Here is a 25,774-nt window from a genome sequence, read left to right as displayed (position 1 = left end):
CAGCGAACACGTACGCTGTCGCCTCGTGAACCGCCGTACCTGGACGCTGCTGACGAGCGTCGTGCTGGTTGTCGCCTTCGGCCTGCTCGGTGCGTTCGTCCGGGTGCCGTACGTGGCGCTCGGCCCGGGGCCGACGTACGACACCCTCGGCCTGGACGGGGACCAGCCCGTCATCAGCATCGAGGGCCAGCAGACGTTCCCCACCGGCGGTCACCTGAACATGACAACGGTGTCGGTGACCGACCAGCTGTCCATGTTCGGCGCGCTCGGCCTGTGGGCCAGCGGGCGCTACGCGCTGGCGCCGCGCGACCTGTACTTCCCGCCGGACAAGAGCGAGCAGGAGATCGAGCAGGAGAACACCGAGGCGTTCAACGACTCGCAGACCACCGCGGAGACCGCGGCCCTGCGCTACCTCGGCTACCCGATGAAGGTGCTGGTCGGGCAGATCGTCAAGGGCAGCCCGGCGGACGGCGTCCTGGAGCCGGGGGACCGGCTGCGGGCGGCCAACGGCCAGCCGGTGACCGATCCGCAGTCGCTGCGGGCGGCGCTGACCGGCACCAAGCCCGGTGACCGGGTGGAGATCCGGTTCCAGCGCGGCGACGAGCCGGAGCAGGTCGCCGCCGTGCAGCTCGCCGCGGGCCCCGCCGACCAGCCGCAGGGCTTCCTCGGGGTGGCCGCGATCGAGCGGCCGGACGTCGACTTCGACATCAAGATCAGCCTGGCGGACGTGGGCGGCCCGTCGGCGGGGCTGATGTTCACCCTGGCGATCATCGACAAGCTCACCCCGGGCGAGCTCAACGGCGGCCAGTTCGTGGCCGGGACCGGCGAGATCACCCCGCAGGGCGAGGTCAACCCGATCGGCGGCATCCCGTTCAAGATGGTGAAGGCGCGCGAGGCGGGCGCGACCACCTTCCTGGTGCCCGCCGACAACTGCGCGGAGGCGAAGGCGCAGGCCCCGGAGGGCTTGCAGCTGGCCAAGGTGGGCAACCTCCAGGAAGCCACCAAGGCGCTCGACGACCTCCGCGCGGGCAAGGCCCCGGCCAGCTGCTGACCCGCCCGGGGTGCGAGACCACCTGCTGACCCGGGGGCGGCCCTCGAATTCACCCGAAAGTGTGGCGCTCGCGGAGGTCAGTCCGCGAAGGTGGCGTGCAACGCGGTGACCAGGTTCGGGGCGAGCGTCCGGTCCTCGATCAACTCGCCCTGCTCGTCGCCTCCGGCGCGTAGGCGCATCACGCACGCCTCGCCCCCGTCGCGCAGCACCGCCGCGACCAGTCGCGCCTCCTGGCGCTCCGGGTGCTCGGCGGCCGCCTTCCGCGCCGCCTCCACGTCGCTCGGCAACCCGGCCTCCGCCTCCGGCGGCAACACCACGATCTCCTGCACCAGTGCGCACCCGGCCACCTGCTCCGGCCACTCGATCTGCCCGAGCGCTTCGGCGAGGTCCTCGGCGGGCAGCGACTCCTGGGCGATCGGGGTGAGCGCCGAACCCGGGTCGAGCTGGTCGGCCAGCCCCGGCTCGGCCGCCAGCAGGAGCTGGGTGGGCACCAGGGCGAACACCTGGGTGGGCTGGTCCCACCCGGCGGCGGCGACGAACTCCTCGATCTCGCGGGCGGCCGGGGGCAGCGCTGCGGTCAGGTCCTGCTCGGGGGTCTGCGGCATGCCGCTCATGGTCGCACCGCCGGACCACCCCTCACCCGACCGGGCAGGATGTCGGATAGGTCCAATTCGCGAAGGCCCTTCCAGGAACTTCACACCGGGGTCGTAGAGTTGAACATCACGAGGGCGGTCGGTGGTGGACACCGGCGCCGTCCCACCTGCCTGCTGATCGTCACCAGGAGCGTGCGCTGTGGCCATGCGGCCCCCGGTTGGAATGCCGAAACTGTCCCGGCGAAGCCGGATACTGCTGATCCTGGGCGGCATCGTGCTGGTCGCCCTGATCGCTGGATCGCGGGTGCTGGGCACCTACGTGGACTGGCTCTGGTACGGCGAGGTCGGCTACCGGGGCGTCTTCACCACCCAGCTGTTCTCCCGCGCCGGGCTCGGCGTGGCCGCCGCGGTCTTCCTCGGGGTCGTGCTCGGCCTGAACCTGTGGCTGGCCTACCGCAACCGGCCGGTGTTCGTCCCGGTCAGCGGCCCGGACGACCCGCTGGCGCGGTACCGGACGGTGGCCTCCGAGCGGTCGCGGCTGTTCGGACTGGGCATCCCGATCGTGGTCGGGGTGATCGGCGGGCTGGCCGCGCAGGCCGACTGGCAGACCCTCCAGCTGTTCCTGCACAGCGTGCCGTTCGGCCAGGTCGACCCGGAGTTCGGCAACGACATCAGCTTCTACACCTTCGAGCTGCCGTTCTGGCGGCTCCTGCTGTCGTGGGCGTTCATCGCGGTCACCGTGTCGTTCATCGGCGCGCTGATCACGCACTACATCTTCGGCGGCATCCGGCTGGCCGGTCGCTCCGGACAGCTGTCCATGCCGGCGCGGGTCCAGCTCGCGGTGCTGGCCGGGCTGTTCGTGCTGCTCAAGGCGGTCGACTACTTCCTGGACCGCTACGACCTGCTGCTGTCCCAGCGCAACTCGCTGTTCACCGGTGCCAGCTACACCGACCTGAACGCGGTGATGCCCGCCAAGCTGATCCTGATGTGCATCGCGGTGTTCTGCGCGCTGGCGTTCTTCGCGGTGATCTTCCTGAAGAACCTGCAGATCCCGGCGCTGGCCGCGGTGCTGCTGGTGCTGTCCAGCGTGGTGGTCGGGGCGGTGTGGCCCGCCCTGCTGGAGCAGTTCTCGGTCCGCCCGAACGCCAACCAGCGCGAGGCGCAGTCCATCGAGCGCAACCTGGCGGCCACCAAGGCGGCGTTCGGCATCGGCCCGGACAACGTCGAGATCACCGACTACCCCGGCCGCACCCAGCTGCAGCCCCGCGAGGTGGCCGAGGACAAGGGCACCATCCCCAACATCCGGCTGCTGGACCCGAACGTGCTCGCCCCGACGTTCACCCAGCTGACCCAGCAGTACAACTTCTACGGCTTCACCGACAAGCTGGACGTCGACCGCTACCGGGACGAGGACGGCAAGCTCCGCGACTACCTGGTGGCGCTGCGCGAGCTCAACACCGACGGCCTGGCGGTCAACCAGCAGAACTGGATCAACCGGCACACCGTCTACACGCACGGCAACGGCTTCGTCGCCGCGCCCGCCGACCGGGTCGACTCGACCTTCCGCGAGGGTGCCACCCAGGGCGGCTACCCGGTCTTCCAGATCAGCGACGTGGCCAACGACGGCAAGGGCGGCATCCCGGTCGAGCAACCGCGCGTCTACTACGGCGAGCTGGTGGGCCGCAACGACTACGTGATCGTCGGCGGCAACCCGGGCGAGCCGCCGCGCGAGTACGACACCGACCAGCAGCAGTACACCTACACCGGCATGGGTGGCGTCCCGGTCGGGAACCTGTTCCAGCGGATGGTCTTCGCGGCCTACTACGGTGAGCGGAACTTCCTGTTCAGCGGCGTGATCGGCAGCGAGTCGAAGATCATCTACGAGCGGAACCCGCGGGACCGCGTGCAGAAGGTCGCGCCCTGGCTCAAGCTCGACGGCGACCCGTACCCGGCGGTGGTCGACGGCCGCATCAAGTGGATCGTCGACGGCTACACCACGCTGAACAACTACCCGTACTCGCAGCTGACCGAGCTGGGCGAGGCCACCAACGACACCCTCAACGGCGTCGAGCGGCAGCCCAACCAGCAGATCAACTACATCCGCAACTCGGTCAAGGCCACCGTCGACGCCTACGACGGCAACGTCGAGCTCTACTCCGTCGACGAGCAGGACCCGGTGCTCAAGGCCTGGGAAAGCGTGTTCCCGGGCGTGGTCAAGCCGTCCAGCGAGATCAGCCCCGAGCTGCGCGAGCACTTCCGGTACCCGGAGGACATCTTCAAGGTCCAGCGCAAGCTGCTCACCGAGTACCACGTGGACAACCCCGGCGACTTCTTCTCCACCCAGACGTTCTGGGAGGTGCCGTCGGACCCGACCAGCCGCGGCAACGTCGCGGGCAACGAGGGGCAGCAGCCCCCGTACTACGTGCTGGCGCAGGTCGGCGACCAGGACGCACCGACCTTCCAGCTGACCAGCGCGCTCACCGCGCTGCGGCGGCAGAACATGTCGGCCTGGGTGTCGGCGTCCTCGGACCCGCAGGACTACGGGAAGCTGCGCGTCCTGAGGCTGCCGACCAACACGCTCACCCCGGGCCCGAACCAGGTGCAGAACCAGATGGAGTCCACTCCTGAGGTCACCGAGAACCGCACCCTGTTCAACAACCCGAACGTGAACGCGATCTTCGGCAACCTGCTGACGCTGCCGGTCGCGGGCGGTCTGCTCTACATCGAACCGATCTACATCCAGCGCAACGAGCAGGAGTCCTACCCGCAGCTGGCCAGGGTCCTGGTGTCCTTCGGCGGCAAGGTCGGCTTCTCCGAGACGCTGCAGGGCGCGCTGGACCAGGTGTTCGGCTCCGGCGCGGGCCAGGCCACCCAGACCGGCGAGCAGGAGCCCCAGCGGCCACCGGCCGAGGGCCAGCAGCCGCCGTCCGGGCAGGACAACACCGCCAGCCCGGAGATGGGCAAGGCCGTCACCGACATCCGGAACGCCCTGGAGCACGTCCGGCAGGCCCAGCAGTCCGGCAACTTCGGTGACCTGGGCACGGCGTACCAGGAGCTCGACGACGCGATCAAGCGCTTCGAGCAGGCGCAGGGCAACGGCGGCTGACCAGCACAGGAGCACCGCGGGGCGAGGACTGGCAACGGTCCTCGCCCCGCGGTGCTTTCCGGCCCCCGATCGGGTGCAGGATGGCCTGCGTCACTTTTCCGGCCTCGCGATTTGCACTAAGCTTCGCCGGTCCGTAAGGTTGGGGACACACGACGCGGGGTGGAGCAGTTCGGTAGCTCGCTGGGCTCATAACCCAGAGGTCGCAGGTTCAAATCCTGTCCCCGCTACGATTCGGATGTTTCAGGGCCCCCGACTTTGTCGGGGGCCCTTTCCCGTTGTCATCATTCCTCTACGGGAGCCGAGCCCCCGTAAGCCCCCAGGGTGCGGTGGTTTCTTTTGCGTCGGCTCCTCGCGTGGGGTGTGTTCCCGGCCTGGGTGTTGACCAGCTCGTCGTTTTGTCGTCCGTGGCGGGGACGGCTTGGCTTGGCGGTGCTGGGTGGCTCCTGGCCGGGGCCTGTGGGGTGTTGGTCGGGGTGGTGTGGATTTTTGCTGGGGTCGGGTTGTGTGTGGTGTTTTGGCTGGTCAGCGGGTTGCGTTTTGGTTTGGGGACCCCCCTTCGAGAGGGGTGTTTCGGGGGTGTAGAGTTACAGGCACAACAGAAGAACGCAGCCGGATATTCGGTTGCTGGCGCGGGGTGGAGCAGTTCGGTAGCTCGCTGGGCTCATAACCCAGAGGTCGCAGGTTCAAATCCTGTCCCCGCTACGATCCGGATGTTTCAGGGCCCCCGACTTTGTCGGGGGCCCTTTCCCGTGGTTCTTATTCCAATACGGGGGCCGAGCCCCCGTAGACCCCCACGGTGCGGTGGTGGCGTTTTCGTCGGTTCCTTGTGGTGCTCCGGGCTCAGAGGCCTTGGGCCCACTGACGGGCGCAGGTGGGGGAGCAGACCCTGCCCTCGCCCCGGACCACGCCTGTCGGGCGCATCGACCGGCCGCAGATCATGCAGGAGTCGGGTTCGCCGTCGCGTGGCCTGGGCACCAGCGACTTCGCCCGCTCCGCGACCTTGGTGGTCACCTTCGTCCTGCTCTCGTTGACCTTGGTTCGCAACCAACTGCGATGCACTTCCCCGCACCTCCTGCTCGGTCGCTGACGGCCGCCGGCTGGTCGGCCCAGAGCCACAGTGCTGGTGACCAGACGTAGTTGGGCAGCTCCAGAACGTGATAACACCTCATTGCGCCGCCAAGAACCCCCATCCAGGCGAACCGGCGTCGTGCTCGTCGCAATGCGTGCAGGCAGCGGCCGGGATCCGGCTGCGCACCGTGCCCGGTGCCGCCGGACGGCAGTCGTCCGGCGCTGCGCCGATGGCGCAACCGTTCGTCCACTTGGACCAGTCCACTGCAACCACAGTGGACAGAACTGGCGACCATTGTGGACAGCGTCGCGCGGGCATGGCACCGTGGCAGTGTGACCGAGCTGAATGCGACATCCGCTGCCCTGTTGGGACTACTGCACGAAGGTCCGAAGACCGGTGGCCAGCTGGTTGCTGCCGCCACCGAGCGCTTCGGAGGGTTCTTCAGCGTGACCCGTAGCCAGGTTTACCGCGAGCTGCCCGCGCTGACCGACGCGGGCCTGCTCCGCCTCGGCAAGCAGGGGCCGCGCTCCAGCCAGCAGTACGCGATCACCGCGGCCGGCAAGCGCGCCTTCAAGTCCTGGCTGAACACCGAGCCGGGTCCGGACAACGTCCGCAGCCCGCTGATCCTGCGGCTGGTCTACTCCGGCTCGCTGACGCCGAAGCAGCGGGCCAACCTGGTCGACTCGGCCCGCGCGCAGTACGCGGTGAAGATGGACGAGGCGAAGAACGCCGCCAAGACCGCGGGCGACCCGTACGAGAAGGCCGCCGCCGACTTCACCGTGGCCTACAACCGGGCGATCATCAAGCTGCTCGACGCCATCCCGGACTGACCCCCGGCCACCGGTCCGCGCCGCGCTGCGGCGCGGGTGGCCGGGCAGAACCGGTCAACGGGCCGTCCTCGTGGGCGGCCCGTGCCCGGTGAAGTACGCTGAGCACTGTGAATCCCGACGTCGCAGCTTCGCTGAAGGAACTGTCCAACACCCTCGAGGGCATCGAGAGCGTGATGGATTTGGATGCTCTGCGCGCGAACATCGCGGAGCTGGAGACCGAGGCCGCCAAGCCCGACCTCTGGGACGACGTCGAGCACGCGCAGCGGGTCAGCAGCCAGCTCGTGCACCGGCAGGCGGAGCTGCGCAGGATCACCGAGCTGCGGCAGCGGCTCGAGGACCTCGAGGTGCTCTACGAGCTCAGCGAGGACGAGGGCGACTCCTCCGGGCTGGAGGAGGCCGACGAGGAGCGCGAGTCGCTCAAGAAGGACCTCGAAGCGCTCGAGGTGCGCACCCTGCTGTCGGGCGAGTACGACCCGCGCGGGGCGATGGTCACCATCCGCGCCGAGGCCGGTGGCGTCGACGCCGCCGACTTCGCCGAGATGCTCATGCGGATGTACCTGCGCTGGGCCGAGCGGCACTCCTACCCGGCCGAGGTCTACGACACCTCCTACGCCGAGGAGGCGGGCCTGAAGTCCGCCACCTTCCGGATCGACGCCCCCTACGCCTACGGCACCCTCTCGGTCGAGCAGGGCACGCACCGCCTGGTGCGCATCTCGCCGTTCGACAACCAGGGGCGCCGCCAGACCTCCTTCGTCGGGGTCGAGGTGCTGCCGGTGGTGGAGGAGACCGACCACGTCGAGATCCCGGAGAAGGACATCCGGGTCGACGTCTTCCGGTCCTCCGGCCCCGGCGGGCAGAGCGTCAACACCACCGACTCGGCGGTGCGCATCACGCACATCCCGACCGGCATCGTGGTGTCCTGCCAGAACGAGAAGTCGCAGCTGCAGAACAAGGCGGCCGCGATGCGGGTGCTGCAGGCCAAGCTGCTGGCCCGCAAGAAGGAGGAGGAGCGCGCCGAGCTGGACGCCCTCAAGGACAGCGGCTCCAGCTGGGGCAACCAGATGCGCTCCTACGTCCTGCACCCGTACCAGATGGTCAAGGACCTGCGCACCGAGCACGAGGTCGGCAACCCGGACGCGGTCCTCGACGGTGACATCGACGGCTTCCTGGAGGCGGGCATCCGCTGGCGCCGCCAGCAGCAGACCGTGTCCTGACGAGCACACCGGGTCCGGGCTCGGCTCCCGCTCAGCCGCCGGTCACCGCCTGCGGCAGGAGTGCCCTCCTGAGGTCCACGTGGCGGCCACCGGAGTCGCTGGGCGAGTCGTGCCCGCTGGACTGGCGTCACGGTGATCTGGGGTACCACCGCCGGTCCGGGTGAGTCGTTATCCCCCTGATGGACGCAGGTAAACTCACGCCCCGTGATCCGCCTTGAGCACGTGTCCAAGACGTACAAGACGTCGACCAGGCCCGCTCTCGACGATGTCTCGGTGGGCATCGAGAAGGGCGAGTTCGTCTTCCTCATCGGGCCGTCCGGGTCCGGCAAGTCGACGTTCATGCGCTTGCTGCTGCGCGAGGACGTGCCCAGCCGCGGTCGGGTCTTCGTCGCCGACTGGAACGTCGCCAAGCTGCCGCGCCGCCGCGTCCCCCGGCTGCGCCAGCGCATCGGCTGCGTCTTCCAGGACTTCCGGCTGCTGAACAACAAGACCGTCGCGGAGAACGTCGCATTCGCGCTGGAAGTGATCGGCAAGCCCCGCAACGACATCCGCCGCGTGGTGCCCCAGGTGCTGCAGCTGGTCGGGCTGGACGGCAAGGCCGACCGGATGCCCCACGAGCTCTCCGGTGGTGAGCAGCAGCGCGTCGCGATCGCCCGGGCCTTCGTCAACCGCCCGCTGGTGCTGCTCTGCGACGAGCCGACCGGGAACCTCGACCCGGACACCAGCCAGGACATCATGCTGCTGCTGGAGCGCATCAACCGCACCGGCACCACCGTGGTGATGGCGACCCACGACCACTCGATCGTCGACTCGATGCGGCGCCGCGTGGTCGAGCTGAGCCTCGGGCGCGTCATCCGCGACGACGCCCGCGGCGTCTACGGCGTCGGCCGCTGACCCCCGAACCCCCGCGGCCCTGAGCACACCACCCCCGACCGGCTAGGAAAGCTGACACAAGATGCGCGCGAGCTTCGTATTCAGCGAGGTCGTCAACGGCCTTCGGCGCAACGTGACGATGACCATCGCGATGATCCTGACGACCGCCATTTCGGTCGGTCTGCTCGGCGGCGGTCTCCTCGTGGTCCGGATGATCGACAAGATGCAGGAGACCTACCAGGACCGCGTCGAGGTCGTGGTGTTCATGACCGACGACGTCAGCGCCAACGACGACGACTGCTCCCAGCAGCCCTGCGCGAGCATCATGTCCGAGCTCAAGCGCGTGCCCGGCGTCGAGACGGTCAAGTACGAGAACCGCCAGCAGGCGTTCGAGAGCTTCAACAAGGTCTTCGAGTCCCAGCCCGAGCTGCGCGACGTCGCCCGCGCCGAGGCGATGCCCGCCTCGCTGCGCGTCAAGCTGAGCGACCCGGAACGCTTCGGCGTGGTCCAGCAGGAGTTCACCGGCCGCCCCGGCGTGGACAACGTGGTCAACCAGGCCGAGTACCTCGACCGGATGTTCGACGTGCTCAACGGCTTCCGGAACGCCACCTTCGCCATCGCGCTGGTGCAGGCGCTGGCCGCCCTGCTGCTGATCTCCAACACCATCCAGCTCTCGGCGTTCACCCGGCGCACCGAGACCGGCATCATGCGCCTGGTCGGCGCCACCCGCTGGTACACCCAGCTGCCGTTCCTGCTGGAGGCGGTGGTCTCCGGTCTGATCGGCGCGGTGCTGGCGATCGGTGGTCTGCTGATCGCGAAGGCGGCCTTCATCGACCGGGTGATGGCCCCGGTGTTCGGCACCGGCATCATCCCGAACATCGAGTGGGGTGACATCGCCGTGGTCTCGCCGATCCTGCTGCTGGTGGCGGCGGCCGTCTCGGCGATCACGGGTTACGTCACGCTCCGCCTCTACGTGCGGCTGTGAGGTCCGGGCTGCGGCTCCAGGCGGGTCGCAGCCCGCGAAACCCGGGTGACACGGCAGCTAGAGTTGATGACATGGTGAAGGAACGCGGCCGCAAGGTCATCGCGCAGAACCGCAGGGCGCGGCACGACTGGGCGGTGCTGGACACCTACGAGGCCGGCATCGCGCTGACCGGCACCGAGGTGAAGAGCCTCCGGCAGGGCAAGGCCCAGCTGGTCGACGGCTTCGCCACCGTCGACGACGGTGAAGTCTGGCTGCGCAACGTGCACATCCCCGAGTACACCGAGGGGACGTGGACCAACCACGAGCCGCGTCGTTCCCGCAAGCTGCTGCTGCACAAGCACGAGATCATCCGGCTGGTCGGCAAGATCAAGGAGAGCGGGTTGAGCCTGATCCCGATGTCGCTGTACTTCAGCGACGGCCGGGCGAAGGTCGAGCTCGCGCTGGCCCGCGGCAAGAAGGCCCACGACAAGCGGCAGGACCTGGCCAAGCGGGACGCCCAGCGGGAGATGCAGCGCGCCATCGGCCGAGCCCGCAAGGGCATGCGTTGACGGCGCCGAGCAGCGACGCCGAGGTCCCGGCCTGGCTGGCCGACCTGGGGCTGCCCGGCCTGGTCGACATCCACACCCACTTCCTGCCCGAGCGCGTGCTGCGCAAGGTGTGGGCCTACTTCGACCAGGCTGGCGCGCACTACGGCGTGGAGTGGCCGATCTTCTACCGGCATCCCGAGGAAGAGCGCTTGCGGGTGCTGCGCGAGCTCGGCGTGACGACGTTCGCCCCGCTGGTATACGCGCACAAGCCGGGCATGGCGGAGTGGCTGACGGACTGGGCGGTGGACTTCGGTCGGCGCACCCCGGGCGCGGTGCCGACGGCGACGATCTTCCCGGAGCCCGAGGTCACCACCTATCTCACCAAGGCGCTCGACGCGGGCGCCCGGTGCGTGAAGGTGCACGTCCAGGTCGGCGCCTTCGACCCGCGCGACGACCTGCTCGACCCGGCGTGGGGGCTGCTCGCCGAGGCCGGGGTGCCGGTCGTCGTGCACTGCGGCCACCGACCGCGTCCGGGCCCGTACACCGGTCTGGACGTGTTCGAGGAGGTGCTGCGCCGCCACCCCGCGCTGGTCGCGGTGCTGGCGCACGCCGGAATGCCCGACCACGGCGCCGCGTTGGACCTGGTGGGCAAGTACCCGGGCGTGCACATCGACACCACCATGGTCGGGGTCGCGTTCAGCGAGAACTTCGCGGCGCTGCCCGCGGACTGGTCGGCCCGGCTGGCCGAGCACGCCGACCGGGTGGTGCTGGGAACCGACTTCCCGAACATCCCGTACCCGTACGCCGAGCAGCTGGCGGCGATCGCGGGGTGGGCGGCGGCCGACGACCGGCTGGGGTCGGAGTTCCTGCGAGCGGTGCTGCACGACACCCCGGTGCGCCTGCTGGACGGCTCGTCGTGATCGTTCCAGGGATATGGGAATGATCGCCGGGACGGCACGCGTTATGCTGGGGTACACCGGTTCGAAGGTCGAGCCGGGAGCAAGGGGGTGAACGGTTTCGACTCCGTACGTTGATCCGAGGGAAGCGTGCCGGTGCAGGCAGGAGACCACCGCAAGCGTCGCTGCAAACCAATAAGCGCCGACAAGAGTCAGCGCGAGTTCGCCCTCGCCGCCTGAGCGAGGAGCGACTCTGTCGGACCGGGACAGCCTCCGACCCGGAATCCGGCATCAGCTAGGAGGCTCTCACCGCCAGGCCCGGTCGCGGGGCCTGGTGGGACATCGAACAGCGACTGGGCTCGTCACACCGGCTGGTTCGCGTGACCGGTGGAGCCGAGTAGAGGCATAGCGAACTGCGCACGGAGAAGTCTCGGTGAGGCGACGGAGGACCCGGGTTCGATTCCCGGCACCTCCACGAGATGGGTGGCGAGTGCTCGTGCTTTGGGCACTCGCCTTTTCTCGTTTCGGGGTGTTTGTCGCGGGGGCCGAGCCCCCGCGGGCCCCCACGGTGCGGGGGTTGTGTTTCGTTGGCTCCTTGCGTGGGTGGTGTTGTCGGCCTGCTCGTGGACCAGCTTTGGTGTGGGTGTCTTGGTGGTGCGGGGTCGGGTGGTTGCGGTCTGTCGTGGGGTTGGTTGGTGGCGGGTGTTCGTGGTTTGGGCACTCGCCTTTTCTCGTTTCGGGGTGTTTGTCGCGGGGGCCGAGCCCCCGCGGGCCCCCACGGTGCGGGGGTTGTGTTTCGTTGGCTCCTTGCGTGGGTGGTGTTGTCGGCCTGCTCGTGGACCAGCTTTGGTGTGGGTGTCTTGGTGGTGCGGGGTCGGGTGGTTGCGGTCTGTCGTGGGGTTGGTTGGTGGCGGGTGTTCGTGGTTTGGGCACTCGCCTTTTTTCGTTTCGGGGTGTTTGTCGCGGGGGCCGAGCCCCCGCGGGCCCCCACGGTGCGGGGGTTCTCGCCTTTTCTGTCAGGCTTGGTCGCGGTACTGGTGCAGTAGGTTGGTGAACCTTCGCAGCTTTTCGACGGCGTCTGCGGGTACCGGGTCAGGGTGGAAGTGCATGACCTTGTTGCGGATGTGCCGGATCTCCTCCAGGCGGGCGATGAAGGATGACCGGTCCAGTGGCCAACCCAACTTCCCCCAGAAGTCCTTGTTCTCCAGGATGCGCTGGTAGTCGCCCATCGAGAGCTTGTCGAAGCTGGCGACCGGCCTGGCGCAGAGGGACTGGACGGCTTCGATGTGGAAGGTGCGGCGCAGGATCCAGCGGAGCGTCTGATCCAGCTCGCCCAGCTGGAAGTAGGGAGTGGCCATCGCGCCGAAGTGATGTGCCACATCCGCTGTCGTGACGATTCCCTTGATCGCCTTGCTGTGGTCCAGGACGAAGACGAAGTCGCGCTGCTGCAGAACGGGTAGGACTTCGAAGAGGTCGCGATCGTAGGGCACGACCTCCACGTGCGGGCTGATCGCGTCGGCAACGCTCGCGGCAGCTTTCTGCTGAAGCGCTTGCGCGATCGAGCGCCACGTCACGGCGCCGCGCAAGTTGCGTGGCCCGCTGAGGACGGCGAGTTGGGAGAAGTCGTTGAGAAGCATCTTCGTGGTCGCTTCTTCGAGAGTGCTGTTGGGGCCGACGGACTCCACGCCATTGAGAGGTGACAGGTTCCCCACTGTGAGGCGGACGTTCAGGTCGTCGTCCCCCTCGTCGTTCTCGACGACTTGGAGGTCACCGGCCTCGGTCTCCTGCGCTGCCCCCGCCCCTTCCCCGTCGTCGGGGGGAATGGTCAACGAAACCACCGAGTCGAGCGTCACTGCTCGGAAGCTGGGCCGCGTCACCAACCCGTGGTTCGCCAGGTCCGCTTCGATCTGACTGACCTGATCACCACGTTCCTCCGCTCCCCAGAACCGGAGGAGTTCGCGGACGGTGATGCGGTCGGGGTTGCGAGCATCGGCACGGCTGCGCGCTTGGCGCAATCGTTCATGCACGCGCTGGCGTGCTGTGTCCTCGTCCTGCTGGGGAGCTTCGGCAGCCGCTTTCGACACAGCTTGGTCGAGCAATTGCTGGCGGACCGCGTCCAGCAGCCGCTCCTGACCGACCACCAGCCAAGCCCGCCAGCCGTCAACAGCCCGCATACCTGCTGCGACCATGGCTGCTCGTGAGGGCGAACGGAACTCCTCGCCGCTGGGTTCGAGTCGGATGCGCCCGTTGTCGGTCACTGTGGCGTAGAAGGTGACACCGATGCGGCTCCGAGCGAACTTCAGCTTCGTGCCAGCTTCAATCAGACCCGCGTCCAGCAGGTCCGACACCGTGACCCGGCGACCGCCGATCAGGTACATCGAGCGACCACCGTTCTTCGCCGGCGCCTGCTCAGACATCGGAGCTCACCACTTCCGCAGGCCGGCGAACTTGCGACGAGCACCGATCGCTTGTTGGAGCACCCTTCGCTTCAGCTCCTTCTGGCTCAAGCGGTCCACGCGGGTGAGCTGCAACTCGGCTGCGACCGCGAGCAGACCACCCCGGGCGAGGTGCAGGGAATCGAGGTAGGCGTCGCCCTGCTCAACGGTGTCCGTCTCGCGAAGTCGCAAGGCGATGGCTGCCGCGTCGACGTCAGGGGGCGGCGCACCGGTTGAGGGAGTCGGGGGCGGTGGAGGAGCGTCGTGGGCGACGGGTTCGGAGTCGTCGGTGGGATGCGAGGACGTTGTACTTGCTGCCTGCTCCGAGATGTGGCGGACGAGGAGATCCACGAGCTCTTCCCGGGTGAGTCTGCTGTACCCGGTCAGACCGCGCAGCTTTGCTGCTTCCCGCAGCTTCTTCACCGTGAACCCGGCTGTGTTCAGGTAGGTCCGGCGTTCATCTGCCGACGTCAGTCCTGAGAGGTGCTGGAGAGCCGACGAAGGGGCGTGGAGAGGAGTTCCGGGAGCAGCCGTCCCACGCGGGGAAGGGGTGCGGGCGTCTGCGCGTGCGGGGACGGCAGGTGTGTTGTCGCCGTGAACAACGGTCAACCGAGCTGTTCCGTCGGAAATCGCTCGCAGGGTGCGCTCGTCCTGCTCTTCCAGGAACTGGTAGACCCGGGCCTGCAAGGCCGCGAAGCTCCTCAGCGGGTTCATCAGTCATCTCCTGGGGAAATCGCGAGCGAGCTCAGAACCTCGTCGACCAGTTGGTTGAATTCCTTCACGACTTCGTCCTTGCTGCTGGCGCGCAGCATTGCGGGGACACCGCTCTCCCCTGAGGAACCGAAGTGGCGAGGGCTGTTGCGAACGCTGCTCTTCAGCACGGGTACTCGCGAGTTCAACTGGACCTCTTGGATGTAGGCGTGCTGAGCAGCGGTCACCTGCTGCGAGTAGATCTGCACCATGGTGAACACCACGCCGAGGACGCTGGGGTTGATCGGGCGGTGGTCGCCGATCCCGCCCTTGTGGTTGACAAACTCGTTGAACTGCTGGACCAAGCCATCGCAGTTGCCCACGAGGTAGTCCAAGCCCAGCGTGGAGAGGTAGTCCGCCTTGGCTGGTACGAGGATCTGCTCGCTGGCCACGATCGCGGTCTTGGTCACCAGGCCGAAGTTCGGCGCGCAGTCGATGAGCACCAGGTCGTACTCGCTGAAACGGGTGTCGCGCAGTGCGTGCCGAAGGCAGCTGTGCAGGTCGAGGAACTTCCGCTTCGATCCGGCCAGGGTGGTGGTCCCACCGAGCCGGGCGGCGAGCTCGAGATCGATGTCGATCAGTCCCAGATGGGAGCAGATCACGTCAAGCCTGCCCGCAGCGTTGTTGAGCGCCCTGTTGACCGGCTCCGGGGTGAGGACCAAGTCCGCCAGCGGGACGTCCCGGCCTGGCATTTCACCGTCGTACCACTGCTTGATCGTGTGATCGTCCTTGATCCGGTCGTGCCACTCATCGATCGAGAAGAAGGAGAAGGTCAAATTCGTTTGCGGATCGAGGTCGATGAGGAGCACGCGTAGGCCGCGGCTGGCGGCGACCGCGCCCAGGTTCGCGGTGAGGGTCGTCTTTCCCACGCCGCCCTTGTAGTTCATCACGGCCACAACCCGCATGGATCCCCCACGCTCGCGCGCCCGCCGGGACGGCGAGCAAACCTCGGGATTGATCATCGATCTCGGCTCGACGACCCTTGCAGAAGCCGTGTGCCGAAGGCAACCGAAGAGGGGCTGCATCGACACGAACGTACGCAGCGCGATAACCCGTTTGCCGCATCCAATCGTCCTTGATTGGCGAACTGGTCAAAGCGAGCTGCGGCTGAGCAGGACCACCGCAGCGGGAGCCGGATCCTTTCGGGGTTGGCGACTAGTTCTGGGCGGGCGGCTTGTCTGTTTCTGGTGCAGGTTCCAGTACTTGGACGGTGGAGGGTGTCTTGAGCACTTCTGGTGATGGAGCGGGGCGGCCTGTTGTGGTGGACATGGGGGCTTGGCAGGTTGCTCGGGATGAGCTCTTGGCTCGGGAGAAGGCCCACACTCGGGAGGGGGATGCCATTGCCGCTGCTCGGCGGCGGTTGCCGATGGTTGAGTTCGACGGGACCGTTGAGGTCGTCGGGGCCGATGGGGCCGTTGCGTTCCTGGAGTTGTTCCAGGGGCGGGAGGAGCTCGTCGTCTACAAGCACATGTGGCACGACGGGGCGCCGCACCAGGGGCAGTGCGAGGGGTGCACCACCACCGCTTGGCACCTGCGGGACTCCGCCTACCTCAACGCCCGGGGCGTTTCGTTCGCCATCCTGACCGAGGGGCCGTGGGACGAGGTCGCTCCGTACCTCGAGTTCATGGGGTACACCCAGCCCTGGTACTCGGTGCGGGGGTTGGACGAGCCCGTTGGGGGGAGCATGGGGTACCTCACCTGCTTCCTGCGCGACGGGGACCGGACGTTCCTCACCTACTCCACGACCAGTCGCGGCAACGAGGTGGCCAGCCCCTTCTTCGGGTTGCTCGACATGACGCCCTACGGCCGTCGGGAGGCGTGGGAGGACAACCCCGAGGGGTGGCCCGAGGCGCCCCAGGTGGGTTCGCCGCTCGGCGGGCGTGGGGCGCCGATCTGCTGGTACTGGCGCACGGACGTGGACGGGAACGCCACCTGGGGGCCGACCAGCCGCCCCGTGCCGCAGTGGACCCGCCCCGGCGTGACTCCCGAGGAAACCCTCGGGCGGCAGGGGGAGTGCCACTGAGGGGAGTCAGCTCCACTGCTGGGTCTTGCGGTCGTAGCGGGGTGGCCGGTCCGCTGCCAGCTCGGTGCGCAGGGCTGCCTTGGCCACGCGTTCCGAGGGGGTCAGGGGCACCGCGGTTCGGAAGGTCCAGTAGCGGGGGACCTTGAAGTACGCCAGCTGTTGCCCGCAGAATTCCGCCAGGTCGTCCGGGGTGCAGTCCTCCCGGAGGACCAGGACCGCGTGCACCTCCTCGCCGCGCAGGTCGTCCGGTTCGGGGAGGACCGCGGCCACGTCGACCGCGGGGTGCAGCTGCAGGACCCGTTCCACCTCGCCCGCGGTGATGTTCTCACCGCTGCGGCGGATCATGTCCTTGGTGCGGCCCGCGTAGTAGATGCGGCCGCGCTCGTCCATCCTGGCCAGGTCTCCGGTGTGGAACCAGCCGGAGCGGAACGCGCGCTCGGTGGCCTCCGCGTCGCGGAAGTAGCCGTGCATCAGGCCGACGCCCCGGATCGCCAGCTCACCGGTCTCGCCCCGGGGCAGCGGTGCACCGGTGGTGTCGAGGATCGCGACCTCCCGCCCGGCGATGGCTCGGCCGAGGCAGCCGGTCCCCACGGTGTCGTCGTGGTCCGCGGGCGTCATCCGGATGTCGCTGCCGGTCTCGGTCATGCCGAAGGCCTCGAACCACGGGACGCCCCAGCGCTCCTCCAGCGCCGCGTGCAGGTCAGGTGGGATCGCCGACGCGCTGATCGCGCGGACGCGGTGGTCCCGATCGTGCGGCGACGGCGGCATGTCCAGCAGCAGCTTCGGCATCAGCCCGAGGCAGTAGAGCCAGGTGACCTGGTGCTCGTGGACCTTGGACCAGAACGTGGTGGGGTGGAAGCGGTCCAGCACCACCAGCCGCGCGCCGGAGGCCAGGCCGAGCGCGGTGTTCCACTGCGGATCGACGTAGTGGAACGGCTGTGCGGTCAGGATCGTGTCCTGGTCGCTGATCCGCGGGAAGCCCTCGACCAGCCCGGTGGCCAGCGAAACCCAGTAGCGGTGGGGCAGCACGCACCCCTTCGGGGCGCCGGTGGTGCCCGACGTGTACTGGATGTTGGCGACCGTCTCGGGTACTGGTGCGGGGCACTCCGGCGCTGGTGAGCTGGGGGTCGGGACCGCGTCGACGTCCAGGACGTGCTGCAGCGACGTGGAACTCCTGATCCGGCCGAGCAGGTCGGTGTGCTCCGCAGAGGTCAGCACGACGCGTGCGCCGGAGTGGGCGAGCACGTGCTTGGCGTCGTAGTCCTGGTAGCGGACGTTGACCGGGACCACCGCCGCGCCCAGCTTGGCCGCGCCCAGCCACGCGAGCGGGAACTCCGGCCGGTTGTCCAGCATCACCGCCACGCGGTCGCCCGCGGTGACCCCGTGCTCGGCGAGCAGCGCGGCGAAGGCGTCGCTGCGCCGGTCGACGTCGGCGAAGGTGAGTTCCTGGTCGAGCGCGTCGAACGTCCACGCCACCCGCTGCGGCCACTGTTCGGCGGCCCGGCGGACGAGGTCGGCCAGGGACTGCTCGCTCATCGGTCGCTCCTTGCGGTGCTCAGCTCGTCGGTGCGGATCGCGTGCCGGACCTCCAGCGACAGCGCCGATTCCAGCTCCCGGTCGGTGCTGGCGTCGATGCCCTCCTTGGCCATCGCCAGCGGTGCCGGGGGGAGGTCGGCCAGCCGCCGTGCCCAGCTCATCGCGGTCGGCAGCAGCTCGTCGGCGGGCAGGACCCGGTTGACCAAGCCGAGTCGGTGCGCGGCCGCGGCATCGAGGGGTTCGCCGAACATCACCAGCTCCTTCGCCCGGATCGGGCCGACCAGCCTCGGCAGCAGCGCCGACAGCCCGCCGGTGGCGCTGAGCCCGAGGCCCACCTCCGGGAAGCGGAACTGCGCGTCCTCGGCGGCGAGCACCAGGTCGCAGCCCAGGGCGAACTCCGCGCCCGCGCCGATGGCGTGGCCCTGCACCACCGCGATCACCGGTGCCGGGCAGCTGCGGATCCGGCGCGTGACGTCCTGGATGCGGTCCAGCCGGGCCCGCACGGTCGCGGGGTCCTCGGGCGGTGCCTTCAGGTCGTGACCGGCGCAGAACGTGCGGCCGCGACCGGTGAGCAGCACGGCCCGCGCCGCGCGCACGGCGTCGAACGCGTCGACCAGCTGCTCCACCAGCGCGGTGTTCACCGCGTTCAGGGACTTCGGTCGGTTCAGCCGGATCACGCCGATGTCGTCGGTGAACTCGGTTTCGACCAGCGACCCGGTCTGGGGTGCGGACATGCTTGCCTCCTCGGGGCTGGTGCTCATCCCTGGTGCTGCTCGGACATCCGCGGGGACCAGGGCTGTGGTCGGCCCGCGGCGTCGACCTTGACGATCGTGCGCGTCCCGGTGGCGTTCGGCGCCTCGGCCGGGCCGCAGCGGAACGTCCAGGTCGCGCTGGTCCGGCCGAGCTTGGCCAGGTGCAGCGACACCAGCAGGTTTCCGACTTCGTCAACGGGGGAGTGGAACTCGATCTCGAACCGGCGCACCACGTAGTGCAGGTCGGGGTGCCGGTCCAGCACGGCCGCGGTGTCGAATCCGGCTGCCGCGAACGCCGCGGTCTGGGCGCGTTCGACGTGCAGTGCGAAGCGCGCGTTGTGCAGGTGGCCGTTGGGGTCCAGTTCGTCGAAGTGGACCGGCGACCAGAAGTCGATCATTTGCGGTTCGCCCCCGGACTGAGGTGTTCGATCGATCGATCGACAGAGTAGGGTCGCGGTCGTCCGGGGCGCAAGAGCCGTCCCGGCCCACCGCCTGCACCGGCAGTCGAAGGATCACTCATGCACCTGGACGTCCTGTTCACCCACGGCGACATCACGACCCTGGACCCCGAGCGGCCCACCGCGCGCAGGATGGGCGTGCTCGGCGGTGTGCTCGTCGGCCTGGACGACGACCTCGATGGCTGCACCGCCGCCGAGGTGATCGACCTCGGCGGCGCACCCGTGGTCCCGGGCTTCCACGACGCCCACCACCACCTGAGCATGCGCGGGCAGCGACTCACCCAGCTCGACCTGCGCCCGAGCGCGGTGACCAGCATGGACGCGCTGCACGCCGCAGTGCGCGAGCACGCCGAGCGGTTGCCGGAGGATGCTTGGGTGCGCGGCCACGGCTACGACCAGAACCGCCTCGGTGGCGCGCACCCGACCCGGCAGGAGCTGGACGCGCTGACCGGCGGTCGGCCGGTGTGGCTCGCGCACAACTCCGCGCACATGGGCGTGGTCAACACCGCGGCGATCCGGCTCATGGGGTTCGCCGATCCCCGCGACCTGCCCGACGTCCCGGGCGGCACGGTCGAGCGCGACGCCACCGGCGCGCCCACCGGGCTGCTCACCGAGCAGGCGCAGGCCCTGGTCTACGGGCTGATCCGGCCGCAACCGGTCGAGGACTACGTGCGCGCCATCGAACTCGGCTCGCAGGCCGCCCTGGCCGAGGGGCTGACCAGCATCACCGAGCCCGGCATCGCCGGACGGCTCACCGGCAACGGTCCAGCCGACCTGCACGCCTTCCTCGTCGCGCGGGAGCGCGGCCTGCTCGGCGTGCGCGCCACCGTGATGCCGGAGATGGCCGCGCTACACGACATCGACGGCGAACCGGGGTCCGCTGGCTTCGGGCTCGACCTGGGGCTGCGCACCGGACTGGGCGATGACACCCTGCGCGTCGGCGCGGTCAAGCTGTTCTCCGACGGGTCGCTGATCGGCCGGACAGCCTCGATGTGCTGCGACTACGCCGACGCCACGGGCAACCGCGGGTTCACCCAGGACGAACCGGAGCGGCTGCGCGAGCAGATCCTGCGGGCGCACCGGGCGGGTTGGCAGATCGCCACGCACGCCATCGGCGACGCGGCCGTGCAGCTGGTCCTGGACGCCTACGCCCGGGCCCAGCGGCAGCTGCCCCGCGCCAACGCTCGGCACCGGATCGAGCACTGCGGGGTGACCAGCGTCGCCCAGATCGCCGAGATCGCCCGGCTGGGCGTGGTCCCGGTGCCGCAGGCCAAGTTCGTCGACGAGCTCGGGGACGGGATCATCGCCGCGCTCGGCGCGGACCGGGCGCGGCTCGCCTACCGGCAGCTCAGCTTCCTGCGCGCGGGCGTCGAAGTGCCGGGCAGCTCGGACTGCCCGGTCGTGGAAGGCGCCCCGCTGCGGGGGATCCACGCGTTGGTCAACCGGGAAACCGCGGCCGGGCAGGTGCTGAACGCCGACGAACGGCTGACCCCGCTGCAAGCCCTCCGCGCCTACACCCGCGGTTCGGCGTACGCCGACCACCAGGAGCACCGCAAGGGGCGGCTCGCGCGCGGCATGCTCGCGGACTTCACGGTGCTTTCCGACGACCTCACCCGCGTCGACCCCCGAGCGATCAAGGACATCGAGGTCACGGCCACCGTCGTCGGCGGCGAGGTCAAGCACGACCGGATGGGCCTGTCCGGCTGAGGTGCGGGACCACAGTTCCAACTGGACCTGTGGACGGTGCACCGAGGACGGCTCCACGCTGCCGCTGCCCGACGGCCTCCCGCGAGTCCAATGCGGTGATCTCAGTGAGGGCGCCCGACGCATCACCGGTGTGTCGGGGCCCGACACACCGGTGGTTACAGTTTCAATTGAAACTGTAACCGTCCCCCGCCCCTCCGGCGACGCGTCACCACTCTTGCGCGCCCGAAGTGGAGGCACCCTTCACCGGCCAGCCGGAGAAGGGCGCCCTTCATCAGCGCCCGCGATCGGCGTTGGGTGCTGGTGGAAGCGGTTTCGGCGCTCACCAGGGGTTACAGTTTCAGTTGAAACTGTGAATCATCCGGCGACTCGCCTGTGCGGGTCCGGTGGGATCACCTCATTGGGATCCGATGTGCGGTTGCCATCGGAATCACGGGGGTGGGGTGGTCAGCGGGGGGTTCGGGCGCGCATGGACGGTAGTTGGATGTGCCAGATCTCCTCGACCAGGCCGTGGACGTCGGCCGCTTCGGGGAGGGCTGTCGCGGCGAGGCGGGGGGCTGGGACGCCGAGGAGTTGCAGCGCCAGTTGCGCGTGGGCCGTGGCGATCGCGTCCAGATCCTCCTCGCCTTCGGGGGAGTACCACTTGGCCACGCCGGAGCACATCTCCAGGACCGCCATGCGGGCGAAGCGCTGGTCGGGGACCGCGAAGGCGCCGCGCTCGCAGCCGTCCGCGACCGCGCGGCGCCAGAACTCCTCGTAGCGGTCGCGGATCTGCACGACCGTCGCCCGGCGCTCGGCGTCGAGGACCCCGAGCTCGTTGTCCACCACCGTCGTCTCGTCGCGGTGCAGCGCGTGCGTGAGCACGTGGACGTGGACCAGGCTGGCGATGACCGCCTGCGGCTGGGCGGCGTCCGCGGCCACCCGTTCGGCCGCCAACACCAGGCGGTCCAGGCAGGTCCGCATGATCGAGAACAGCAGGTCCTGCTTGGTGCCCATGTAGTGGTAGAGGGTCGCCGGGGAGAGCTGCGCGGCGTCGGCGAGTTCGCGGATGCCGGTGCCGTGGAAGCCCTGCGCGGCGAACAGCCGGACGGCCGCCTCCCACACCTGCTGCTGCGTGTCGTCCCCCGAGCGTCCTCGTGCGCTCATCGCTCCGCGCTCCCCCTGGAATACCGGTCGACTGATCGATTCGAGCACCCGCCACGGTACCGGCGGCGGGGCGCGCACTTCGAGTTCGGGCCGCGAGTCCGCTATTGACCTCCTGATTTCCGGCACCTATCGTGCATGGATCTCTCGATCGATCGATCGGTTGAGGCATCTTGGAGGCAAGATGAACGATCAGTCGACATCCGCTCCCACGGCCCAGTCGACCGGTGAGCGCGGCCTGCGACCAGCGCTGCGGGACCGGCAGATGAGCATGATCGCGATCGGCGGCGTGATCGGTGCCGGGCTGTTCGTCGGCAGCGGTGCCGTCATCAACAAGGCCGGGCCCGCGGCGCTGGTGGCCTACGCGGTCGCCGGTCTGCTGGTCGTCCTGATCATGCGGATGCTCGCCGAGCTCTCCGTCGCCGCGCCGAGGACCGGCTCCTTCGCCACCTACGCCTCGCGCGAGCTGGGCAGCTGGGCGGGGTTGGCCATCGGCTGGCTCTACGCCTACTCGTGGAGCGTCACCGTCGGCGTGGAAGCCGTCATCGGGGGCGCGCTGCTGCACGGGCTCGTGCCAGCGGTGCCGGACTGGGCCGCCGCGCTGGTGTTCATGCTGGTGCTGACCGGCTCGAACCTGGCGGCGGTGCGCGCCTTCGGCGAGGTGGAGTTCTGGTTCGCGCTGATCAAGGTGGTCGCGATCGTCGCGTTCATCGGGCTCGGCCTGCTGGCGATCTTCGGCCTGCTGCCCGGTGTGCCCGCGCCCGGTGGGGCGAACCTGTTCGAGCACGGCGGGTTCGCGCCCAACGGCTGGTACGCGGTGCTGCCCGCGCTGCTCGTGGTGTCCTTCGCGTTCAGCGGCGCCGAGGTCGTCACGATCGCGGCCGGTGAGGCGGTGCGCCCGGCGGAGGCGGTGCGCCGGGCCGTGCGCACCACGATGGTGCGCATCCTGGTCTTCTACATCGGTTCGATCGCGGTGATCGCCACGCTGCTGCCCTACGACGACGCCGGGATCACCGAGAGCCCGTACTCGGCGGTGCTGAACCGGTTGGGGATCCCGCACGCCGGGCTGATCATGGACCTGGTGGTCCTCGTCGCGGTGCTGTCCTGCCTCAACTCGGGCATCTACACCGCGTCCCGGATGCTGTTCGCGCTCGCCTCCAACGGCGAGGGGCCGCGGGTGCTGGCCCGGTCCAACAGCGCCGGGGTCCCGGTCCCGGCGGTGCTCGTGGTGTCGCTGGCGGGGCTGACGACCGTCGGGGCGAACTACTTCGTCAGCACCACGGCGATCTTCGACTTCCTGGTGGACTCCAGCGGGTCGGTGATCGTCCTGCTCTACCTGACCATCGCGGTCACCCAGCTGCGCGGCCGGGCCCGCGCGGAGCGCGCCGGTCAACACCTGCCGGTGCGGATGTGGGGCTACCCGTACCTGTCGTGGCTGGTGGTCGTCGCCCTGGTGGCGTTCCTCGCGCTCATGGTCGCCGATCCGTCCACCCGGCACTCGCTGTTCCTGACGCTGTCCGTGGCCGCGGTCGCCGTGACCGTCGGGCTGCTGCGGCAGCGGCGGCGCTGACTGTCCGCGGTGGACTCAACGCAGGGACTGGACGAGGTCGCTCAGCTGGGCGAGGTTGCGGCACTCGGCCATCTCCACCAGCTCCTGGTAGGTGGGCGTGGCGGAGTCCCCGGTGCCCCACCGGTCGCGGGGCTCCGGGTTCAGCCAGAGGGTCCGCCGACAGCGCTGGGTCAGGCTGGCCAGGACTTCCGGGGCCGGGTCGTAGTTGTTGTTGCGGGCGTCGCCGAGGATGACCAGGACCGTCCGGGGCGTGAGCAGGTGGGCGTGGTCGGCGGCGAAGTCGGTGAACACGCGCCCGTGGTCGGTGCCGGTGCCCGGAAGCTGGAGGGTGGCGCGACGGACCTCGGCGAGGGCTTCGGCGGCGTCCCGGCCCCGGTGGAGGTGGTCGGTCACCTCGTGGACCTCGCGGACGAAGGCGAACACCCGGGTCCGGGAGAACACCTCGTGCAGCGCGTGCACCAGCAGCAGGGCGAAGTGGGCGAAGTTCGCCACCGAGGAGGAGACGTCGCACAGGACGACGAGCTCCGGCTTGTGCGGGCGGTGCGGCCGGTGCCGGGGCGTGATCGGGACGCCGCCGGTGGCCAGCGCGGACCGCAGGGTGCGGCGGAAGTCCAGGGTCGTGCTGCGGGTGCCGTGGCGGCGCTCGCGGTGGATGCGGGTGGCCAGCTGTCGGGCGAGGGGGCGGATCGCCCGGCGGATCGCCGCCAGCTCGGTCTGCGAGGCGGCCAGGAACGGCACCTGGTCCAGCGCGGGCGCGGTCAGGTTGTCGGCGGCGTACCGCTCGCCCTTGCGCTTGGCGATGCGCCGCCGTGCCTCGTCGGAGACGAGCTGCTCGAACCGGGCGATGCGGCGGGTGAAGCGGGACCGGGTCGCGGTGCCGGTGGTGGTGCGCGGTCGCGCCTGCCCCTCCGCGGTGCGCATCAGACCAGCCAGCAGCGTGGTCGGGTCCAGCTGTTCCAGAGCGGCGCGCGGTGACCACGAGCCGGGGGTGCTGCCGTAGCGCGAGAGGGCCTGGCGGGCGAGCTGGAGCAGCGCGGAGTCGTTGCCGGTGTACAGCGCTTGGGCGAGTTCGGTGCGCATGGAGTGGAGCTCGGGGGAGGTGCCATGGGCACCGGTGACCTCGACGTCGATGTCGACGGCGGGTCCGTCGGTGGTGCTGGCGTCGCCGAGCGCGGGCGGGAACCACAGGTCGAACAGGGCGTTGAAGACCGCGATGTCGTGGTGGCGCTTGACCAGCGTGGCCGCGTAGGCGACCCGCACCGCCTCGCGGTCGAGGAGGTCGACGGCGGTCAGCGCGCGGGCCGCGTCGATGCCCTCGGCGGTGGAGACCGCGATGCCGCGCTCGCGCAGCGCGGCGAGGAAGTCGGTGTGCCGGTCCAGCAGGCTCATCGCGCCGGGCCGCGCAGTTCGAGCCCGGCGAGGGCGCGCTCGTGGTCGCCGGGGTGCTTGAGGACCACGCCGAGCGTGGACTCCAGCGCCGGGTCGTTCAGGTCGTCGATGCCCAGGGCCAGCAGCGCGCGGGCCCAGTCGACGGTCTCGGCGATCGACGGCGCCTTGGTCAGCTCCAGGTTCCGCAGCGCGGCCACCACCTCGGTGAGCTGGCCCGCCAGCCGCTCGCCCAGCGCGGGGACGTGGGTGAGCACGATGGCGCGCTCCCGCGCCGGGGTGGGGTAGTCCATGTGCAGGTACAGGCAGCGCCGCTTGAGCGCTTCGGAGAGCTCGCGGGCGGCGTTGGAGGTCAGCACCACGAACGGGCGGTGCCGGGCCCGCACGGTGCCCAGCTCGGGCACGGTGACCTGGAAGTCCGACAGCACCTCCAGCAGCAGCGCCTCGAACTCGAGGTCGGCCTTGTCCACCTCGTCGATCAGCAGCACCGCCGGCGCCTCCCGGCGGATCGCCGCCAGCAGCGGGCGTTCCAGCAGGAACTCGGGGGTGAAGATGTCGGCGCGGGTGCGTTCCCAGTCCGCGTCCTGCCCGGCCTGGATCCGCAGCAGCTGCGTGGCGTAGTTCCACTCGTAGAGGGCGCGGGCCTCGTCCAGGCCCTCGTAGCACTGCAGCCGGATCAGCTCCGCGCCGGTGGCGGCGGAGACGGCCTGCGCCAGGCCGGTCTTGCCCACCCCGGCGGGCCCCTCGACCAGCAGCGGCTTGCCGAGCCGGTCGGCCAGGAACACCGTCGTGGCGGTAGCGGGCTCGGCCAGGTAGTCCACTGCGGACAGTCGTGCCCGGACGTCGTCAGCGGTGTCGAACACGCCCGTGTCC

Annotated in this window: 22 protein-coding genes, 2 tRNA genes and 1 other RNA gene; 14 read left to right on the top strand and 11 right to left on the bottom strand. The window is 69.5% G+C overall.

Features of this window, described 5'->3' with window-relative positions:
• Positions 1-25: 25 nt before the first annotated feature.
• Positions 26-1,051, top strand: coding sequence for a YlbL family protein (locus ABT324_RS05550; RefSeq protein ID WP_351172099.1), 1,026 nt, complete (start codon positions 26-28; stop codon positions 1,049-1,051).
• A 77-nt stretch (positions 1,052-1,128) separates the two neighbouring features.
• Here the strand turns inward: ABT324_RS05550 and ABT324_RS05545 are convergent, their stop codons facing one another.
• Positions 1,129-1,656, bottom strand: coding sequence for a PPA1309 family protein (locus ABT324_RS05545; RefSeq protein ID WP_351172096.1), 528 nt, complete (start codon positions 1,654-1,656; stop codon positions 1,129-1,131).
• Between the two features lie 193 nt (positions 1,657-1,849).
• On the opposite strand from ABT324_RS05545, the gene ABT324_RS05540 reads away from it, so the two are divergent.
• The 3 genes from ABT324_RS05540 to ABT324_RS05530 all read left to right on the top strand — a co-directional run bounded on the left by ABT324_RS05540 (position 1,850) and on the right by ABT324_RS05530 (position 5,452).
• A complete protein-coding gene (locus tag ABT324_RS05540; protein ID WP_351172093.1) occupies positions 1,850-4,750 on the top strand; it encodes a UPF0182 family protein in 2,901 nt (966 codons plus the stop codon).
• Positions 4,751-4,903: 153 nt separating this feature from the next.
• A tRNA-Met gene (locus tag ABT324_RS05535) sits at positions 4,904-4,977 on the top strand.
• 401 nt (positions 4,978-5,378) lie between these two features.
• Positions 5,379-5,452, top strand: a tRNA-Met gene (locus ABT324_RS05530).
• A gap of 138 nt (positions 5,453-5,590) precedes the next feature.
• On the opposite strand, the gene ABT324_RS05525 is transcribed toward ABT324_RS05530, so the two are convergent.
• The gene (locus ABT324_RS05525) at positions 5,591-5,761 is read right to left on the bottom strand and encodes a hypothetical protein (protein ID WP_351172090.1); all 171 of its coding nucleotides are present in this window, start codon (positions 5,759-5,761) and stop codon (positions 5,591-5,593) included.
• Between the two features lie 390 nt (positions 5,762-6,151).
• Between ABT324_RS05525 and ABT324_RS05520 the strand changes: the two genes are divergently transcribed.
• The 7 genes from ABT324_RS05520 to ssrA all read left to right on the top strand — a co-directional run bounded on the left by ABT324_RS05520 (position 6,152) and on the right by ssrA (position 11,622).
• On the top strand, positions 6,152-6,649 hold the full coding sequence (locus ABT324_RS05520; protein WP_351172087.1) for a PadR family transcriptional regulator: 498 nt from the start codon (positions 6,152-6,154) through the stop codon (positions 6,647-6,649).
• Positions 6,650-6,756: 107 nt separating this feature from the next.
• On the top strand, positions 6,757-7,863 hold the full coding sequence (gene prfB / locus ABT324_RS05515) for a peptide chain release factor 2 (protein WP_351172084.1): 1,107 nt from the start codon (positions 6,757-6,759) through the stop codon (positions 7,861-7,863).
• A gap of 204 nt (positions 7,864-8,067) precedes the next feature.
• Positions 8,068-8,757 (top strand): cell division ATP-binding protein FtsE, encoded by a 690-nt coding sequence (gene ftsE / locus ABT324_RS05510; protein WP_150065356.1) that lies wholly within the window; start codon positions 8,068-8,070, stop codon positions 8,755-8,757.
• Between the two features lie 61 nt (positions 8,758-8,818).
• Positions 8,819-9,721: a permease-like cell division protein FtsX gene (ftsX, locus tag ABT324_RS05505; protein WP_351172080.1), complete on the top strand. Its 903-nt coding sequence runs from the start codon at positions 8,819-8,821 to the stop codon at positions 9,719-9,721.
• 71 nt (positions 9,722-9,792) lie between these two features.
• Complete coding sequence (smpB, locus tag ABT324_RS05500) at positions 9,793-10,269, top strand: SsrA-binding protein SmpB (protein ID WP_351172077.1); 477 nt, start codon at positions 9,793-9,795, stop codon at positions 10,267-10,269.
• Positions 10,266-11,168, top strand: coding sequence for an amidohydrolase family protein (locus tag ABT324_RS05495; RefSeq protein ID WP_351172074.1), 903 nt, complete (start codon positions 10,266-10,268; stop codon positions 11,166-11,168). The genes smpB and ABT324_RS05495 overlap by 4 nt, the downstream gene beginning before the upstream one ends.
• Positions 11,169-11,251: 83 nt before the next feature.
• Positions 11,252-11,622, top strand: a transfer-messenger RNA (tmRNA) gene (gene ssrA / locus ABT324_RS05490).
• 538 nt (positions 11,623-12,160) lie between these two features.
• Here the strand turns inward: ssrA and ABT324_RS05485 are convergent.
• The 3 genes from ABT324_RS05485 to ABT324_RS05475 are packed head-to-tail and all read right to left on the bottom strand — an operon-like array spanning position 12,161 to position 15,234.
• Positions 12,161-13,561 carry a CBS domain-containing anti-phage protein gene (locus tag ABT324_RS05485; RefSeq protein ID WP_351172071.1) on the bottom strand — a complete coding sequence of 467 codons (1,401 nt, stop codon included), beginning with the start codon at positions 13,559-13,561 and terminating at the stop codon, positions 12,161-12,163.
• 6 nt (positions 13,562-13,567) lie between these two features.
• Positions 13,568-14,293 carry a hypothetical protein gene (locus ABT324_RS05480; RefSeq protein ID WP_351172068.1) on the bottom strand — a complete coding sequence of 242 codons (726 nt, stop codon included), beginning with the start codon at positions 14,291-14,293 and terminating at the stop codon, positions 13,568-13,570.
• Entirely contained in the window at positions 14,293-15,234 is a 942-nt protein-coding gene (locus tag ABT324_RS05475) for a ParA family protein (protein WP_351172309.1), read from the bottom strand. Before ABT324_RS05475 ends, ABT324_RS05480 begins: the two co-directional genes overlap by 1 nt.
• A 305-nt stretch (positions 15,235-15,539) precedes the next feature.
• On the opposite strand from ABT324_RS05475, the gene ABT324_RS05470 reads away from it, so the two are divergent.
• Positions 15,540-16,352 carry a DUF899 family protein gene (locus ABT324_RS05470; RefSeq protein WP_502949699.1) on the top strand — a complete coding sequence of 271 codons (813 nt, stop codon included), beginning with the start codon at positions 15,540-15,542 and terminating at the stop codon, positions 16,350-16,352.
• Between the two features lie 6 nt (positions 16,353-16,358).
• Here ABT324_RS05470 and ABT324_RS05465 read toward each other — a convergent pair whose 3' ends face one another.
• Genes ABT324_RS05465 through ABT324_RS05455 form a run of 3 tightly spaced genes read right to left on the bottom strand, consistent with a single transcriptional unit; the run spans position 16,359 to position 19,038 of the window.
• The gene (locus ABT324_RS05465) at positions 16,359-17,888 is read right to left on the bottom strand and encodes an AMP-binding protein (protein ID WP_351172062.1); all 1,530 of its coding nucleotides are present in this window, start codon (positions 17,886-17,888) and stop codon (positions 16,359-16,361) included.
• Positions 17,885-18,622: an enoyl-CoA hydratase/isomerase family protein gene (locus ABT324_RS05460; RefSeq protein ID WP_351172059.1), complete on the bottom strand. Its 738-nt coding sequence runs from the start codon at positions 18,620-18,622 to the stop codon at positions 17,885-17,887. Before ABT324_RS05460 ends, ABT324_RS05465 begins: the two co-directional genes overlap by 4 nt.
• Before the next feature lie 23 nt (positions 18,623-18,645).
• Complete coding sequence (locus tag ABT324_RS05455) at positions 18,646-19,038, bottom strand: acyl-CoA thioesterase (RefSeq protein ID WP_351172056.1); 393 nt, start codon at positions 19,036-19,038, stop codon at positions 18,646-18,648.
• A gap of 120 nt (positions 19,039-19,158) precedes the next feature.
• Between ABT324_RS05455 and ABT324_RS05450 the strand changes: the two genes are divergently transcribed.
• Entirely contained in the window at positions 19,159-20,805 is a 1,647-nt protein-coding gene (locus ABT324_RS05450) for an amidohydrolase (protein WP_351172053.1), read from the top strand.
• 444 nt (positions 20,806-21,249) lie between these two features.
• Here ABT324_RS05450 and ABT324_RS05445 read toward each other — a convergent pair whose 3' ends face one another.
• Positions 21,250-21,948: a TetR/AcrR family transcriptional regulator gene (locus ABT324_RS05445; RefSeq protein ID WP_351172050.1), complete on the bottom strand. Its 699-nt coding sequence runs from the start codon at positions 21,946-21,948 to the stop codon at positions 21,250-21,252.
• 181 nt (positions 21,949-22,129) lie between these two features.
• On the opposite strand from ABT324_RS05445, the gene ABT324_RS05440 reads away from it, so the two are divergent.
• Positions 22,130-23,515 carry an amino acid permease gene (locus ABT324_RS05440; RefSeq protein WP_351172047.1) on the top strand — a complete coding sequence of 462 codons (1,386 nt, stop codon included), beginning with the start codon at positions 22,130-22,132 and terminating at the stop codon, positions 23,513-23,515.
• A gap of 15 nt (positions 23,516-23,530) precedes the next feature.
• Here ABT324_RS05440 and ABT324_RS05435 read toward each other — a convergent pair whose 3' ends face one another.
• Both ABT324_RS05435 and ABT324_RS05430 read right to left on the bottom strand, forming a co-directional pair.
• Entirely contained in the window at positions 23,531-24,904 is a 1,374-nt protein-coding gene (locus ABT324_RS05435) for a vWA domain-containing protein (protein ID WP_351172044.1), read from the bottom strand.
• Positions 24,901-25,764, bottom strand: a complete 864-nt coding sequence (locus ABT324_RS05430; RefSeq protein ID WP_351172041.1) for an AAA family ATPase — start codon at positions 25,762-25,764, stop codon at positions 24,901-24,903. The genes ABT324_RS05435 and ABT324_RS05430 overlap by 4 nt, the downstream gene beginning before the upstream one ends.
• Positions 25,765-25,774: the final 10 nt, after the last annotated feature.

This window comes from Saccharopolyspora sp. NPDC000359 (genome assembly GCF_040300525.1).
Lineage (GTDB): Bacteria > Actinomycetota > Actinomycetes > Mycobacteriales > Pseudonocardiaceae > Saccharopolyspora.
This window is presented reverse-complemented; position numbering and strand designations above follow the sequence as displayed.

Excerpts from the sequence above, each read along its gene's own strand:
- ABT324_RS05545 (WP_351172096.1), bottom strand. The coding sequence starts at position 1,656 with ATGCCGCAGACCCCCGAGCAGGACCTGACCGCAGCGCTGCCCCCGGCC.
- ABT324_RS05540 (WP_351172093.1), top strand. The coding sequence starts at position 1,850 with ATGCGGCCCCCGGTTGGAATGCCGAAACTGTCCCGGCGAAGCCGGATA.
- ftsX (WP_351172080.1), top strand. The coding sequence starts at position 8,819 with ATGCGCGCGAGCTTCGTATTCAGCGAGGTCGTCAACGGCCTTCGGCGC.
- smpB (WP_351172077.1), top strand. The coding sequence starts at position 9,793 with ATGGTGAAGGAACGCGGCCGCAAGGTCATCGCGCAGAACCGCAGGGCG.
- ABT324_RS05485 (WP_351172071.1), bottom strand. The coding sequence starts at position 13,561 with ATGTCTGAGCAGGCGCCGGCGAAGAACGGTGGTCGCTCGATGTACCTG.
- ABT324_RS05480 (WP_351172068.1), bottom strand. The coding sequence starts at position 14,293 with ATGAACCCGCTGAGGAGCTTCGCGGCCTTGCAGGCCCGGGTCTACCAG.
- ABT324_RS05475 (WP_351172309.1), bottom strand. The coding sequence starts at position 15,234 with ATGCGGGTTGTGGCCGTGATGAACTACAAGGGCGGCGTGGGAAAGACG.
- ABT324_RS05465 (WP_351172062.1), bottom strand. The coding sequence starts at position 17,888 with ATGAGCGAGCAGTCCCTGGCCGACCTCGTCCGCCGGGCCGCCGAACAG.
- ABT324_RS05460 (WP_351172059.1), bottom strand. The coding sequence starts at position 18,622 with ATGTCCGCACCCCAGACCGGGTCGCTGGTCGAAACCGAGTTCACCGAC.
- ABT324_RS05455 (WP_351172056.1), bottom strand. The coding sequence starts at position 19,038 with ATGATCGACTTCTGGTCGCCGGTCCACTTCGACGAACTGGACCCCAAC.
- ABT324_RS05450 (WP_351172053.1), top strand. The coding sequence starts at position 19,159 with ATGCACCTGGACGTCCTGTTCACCCACGGCGACATCACGACCCTGGAC.
- ABT324_RS05445 (WP_351172050.1), bottom strand. The coding sequence starts at position 21,948 with ATGAGCGCACGAGGACGCTCGGGGGACGACACGCAGCAGCAGGTGTGG.
- ABT324_RS05440 (WP_351172047.1), top strand. The coding sequence starts at position 22,130 with ATGAACGATCAGTCGACATCCGCTCCCACGGCCCAGTCGACCGGTGAG.
- ABT324_RS05435 (WP_351172044.1), bottom strand. The coding sequence starts at position 24,904 with ATGAGCCTGCTGGACCGGCACACCGACTTCCTCGCCGCGCTGCGCGAG.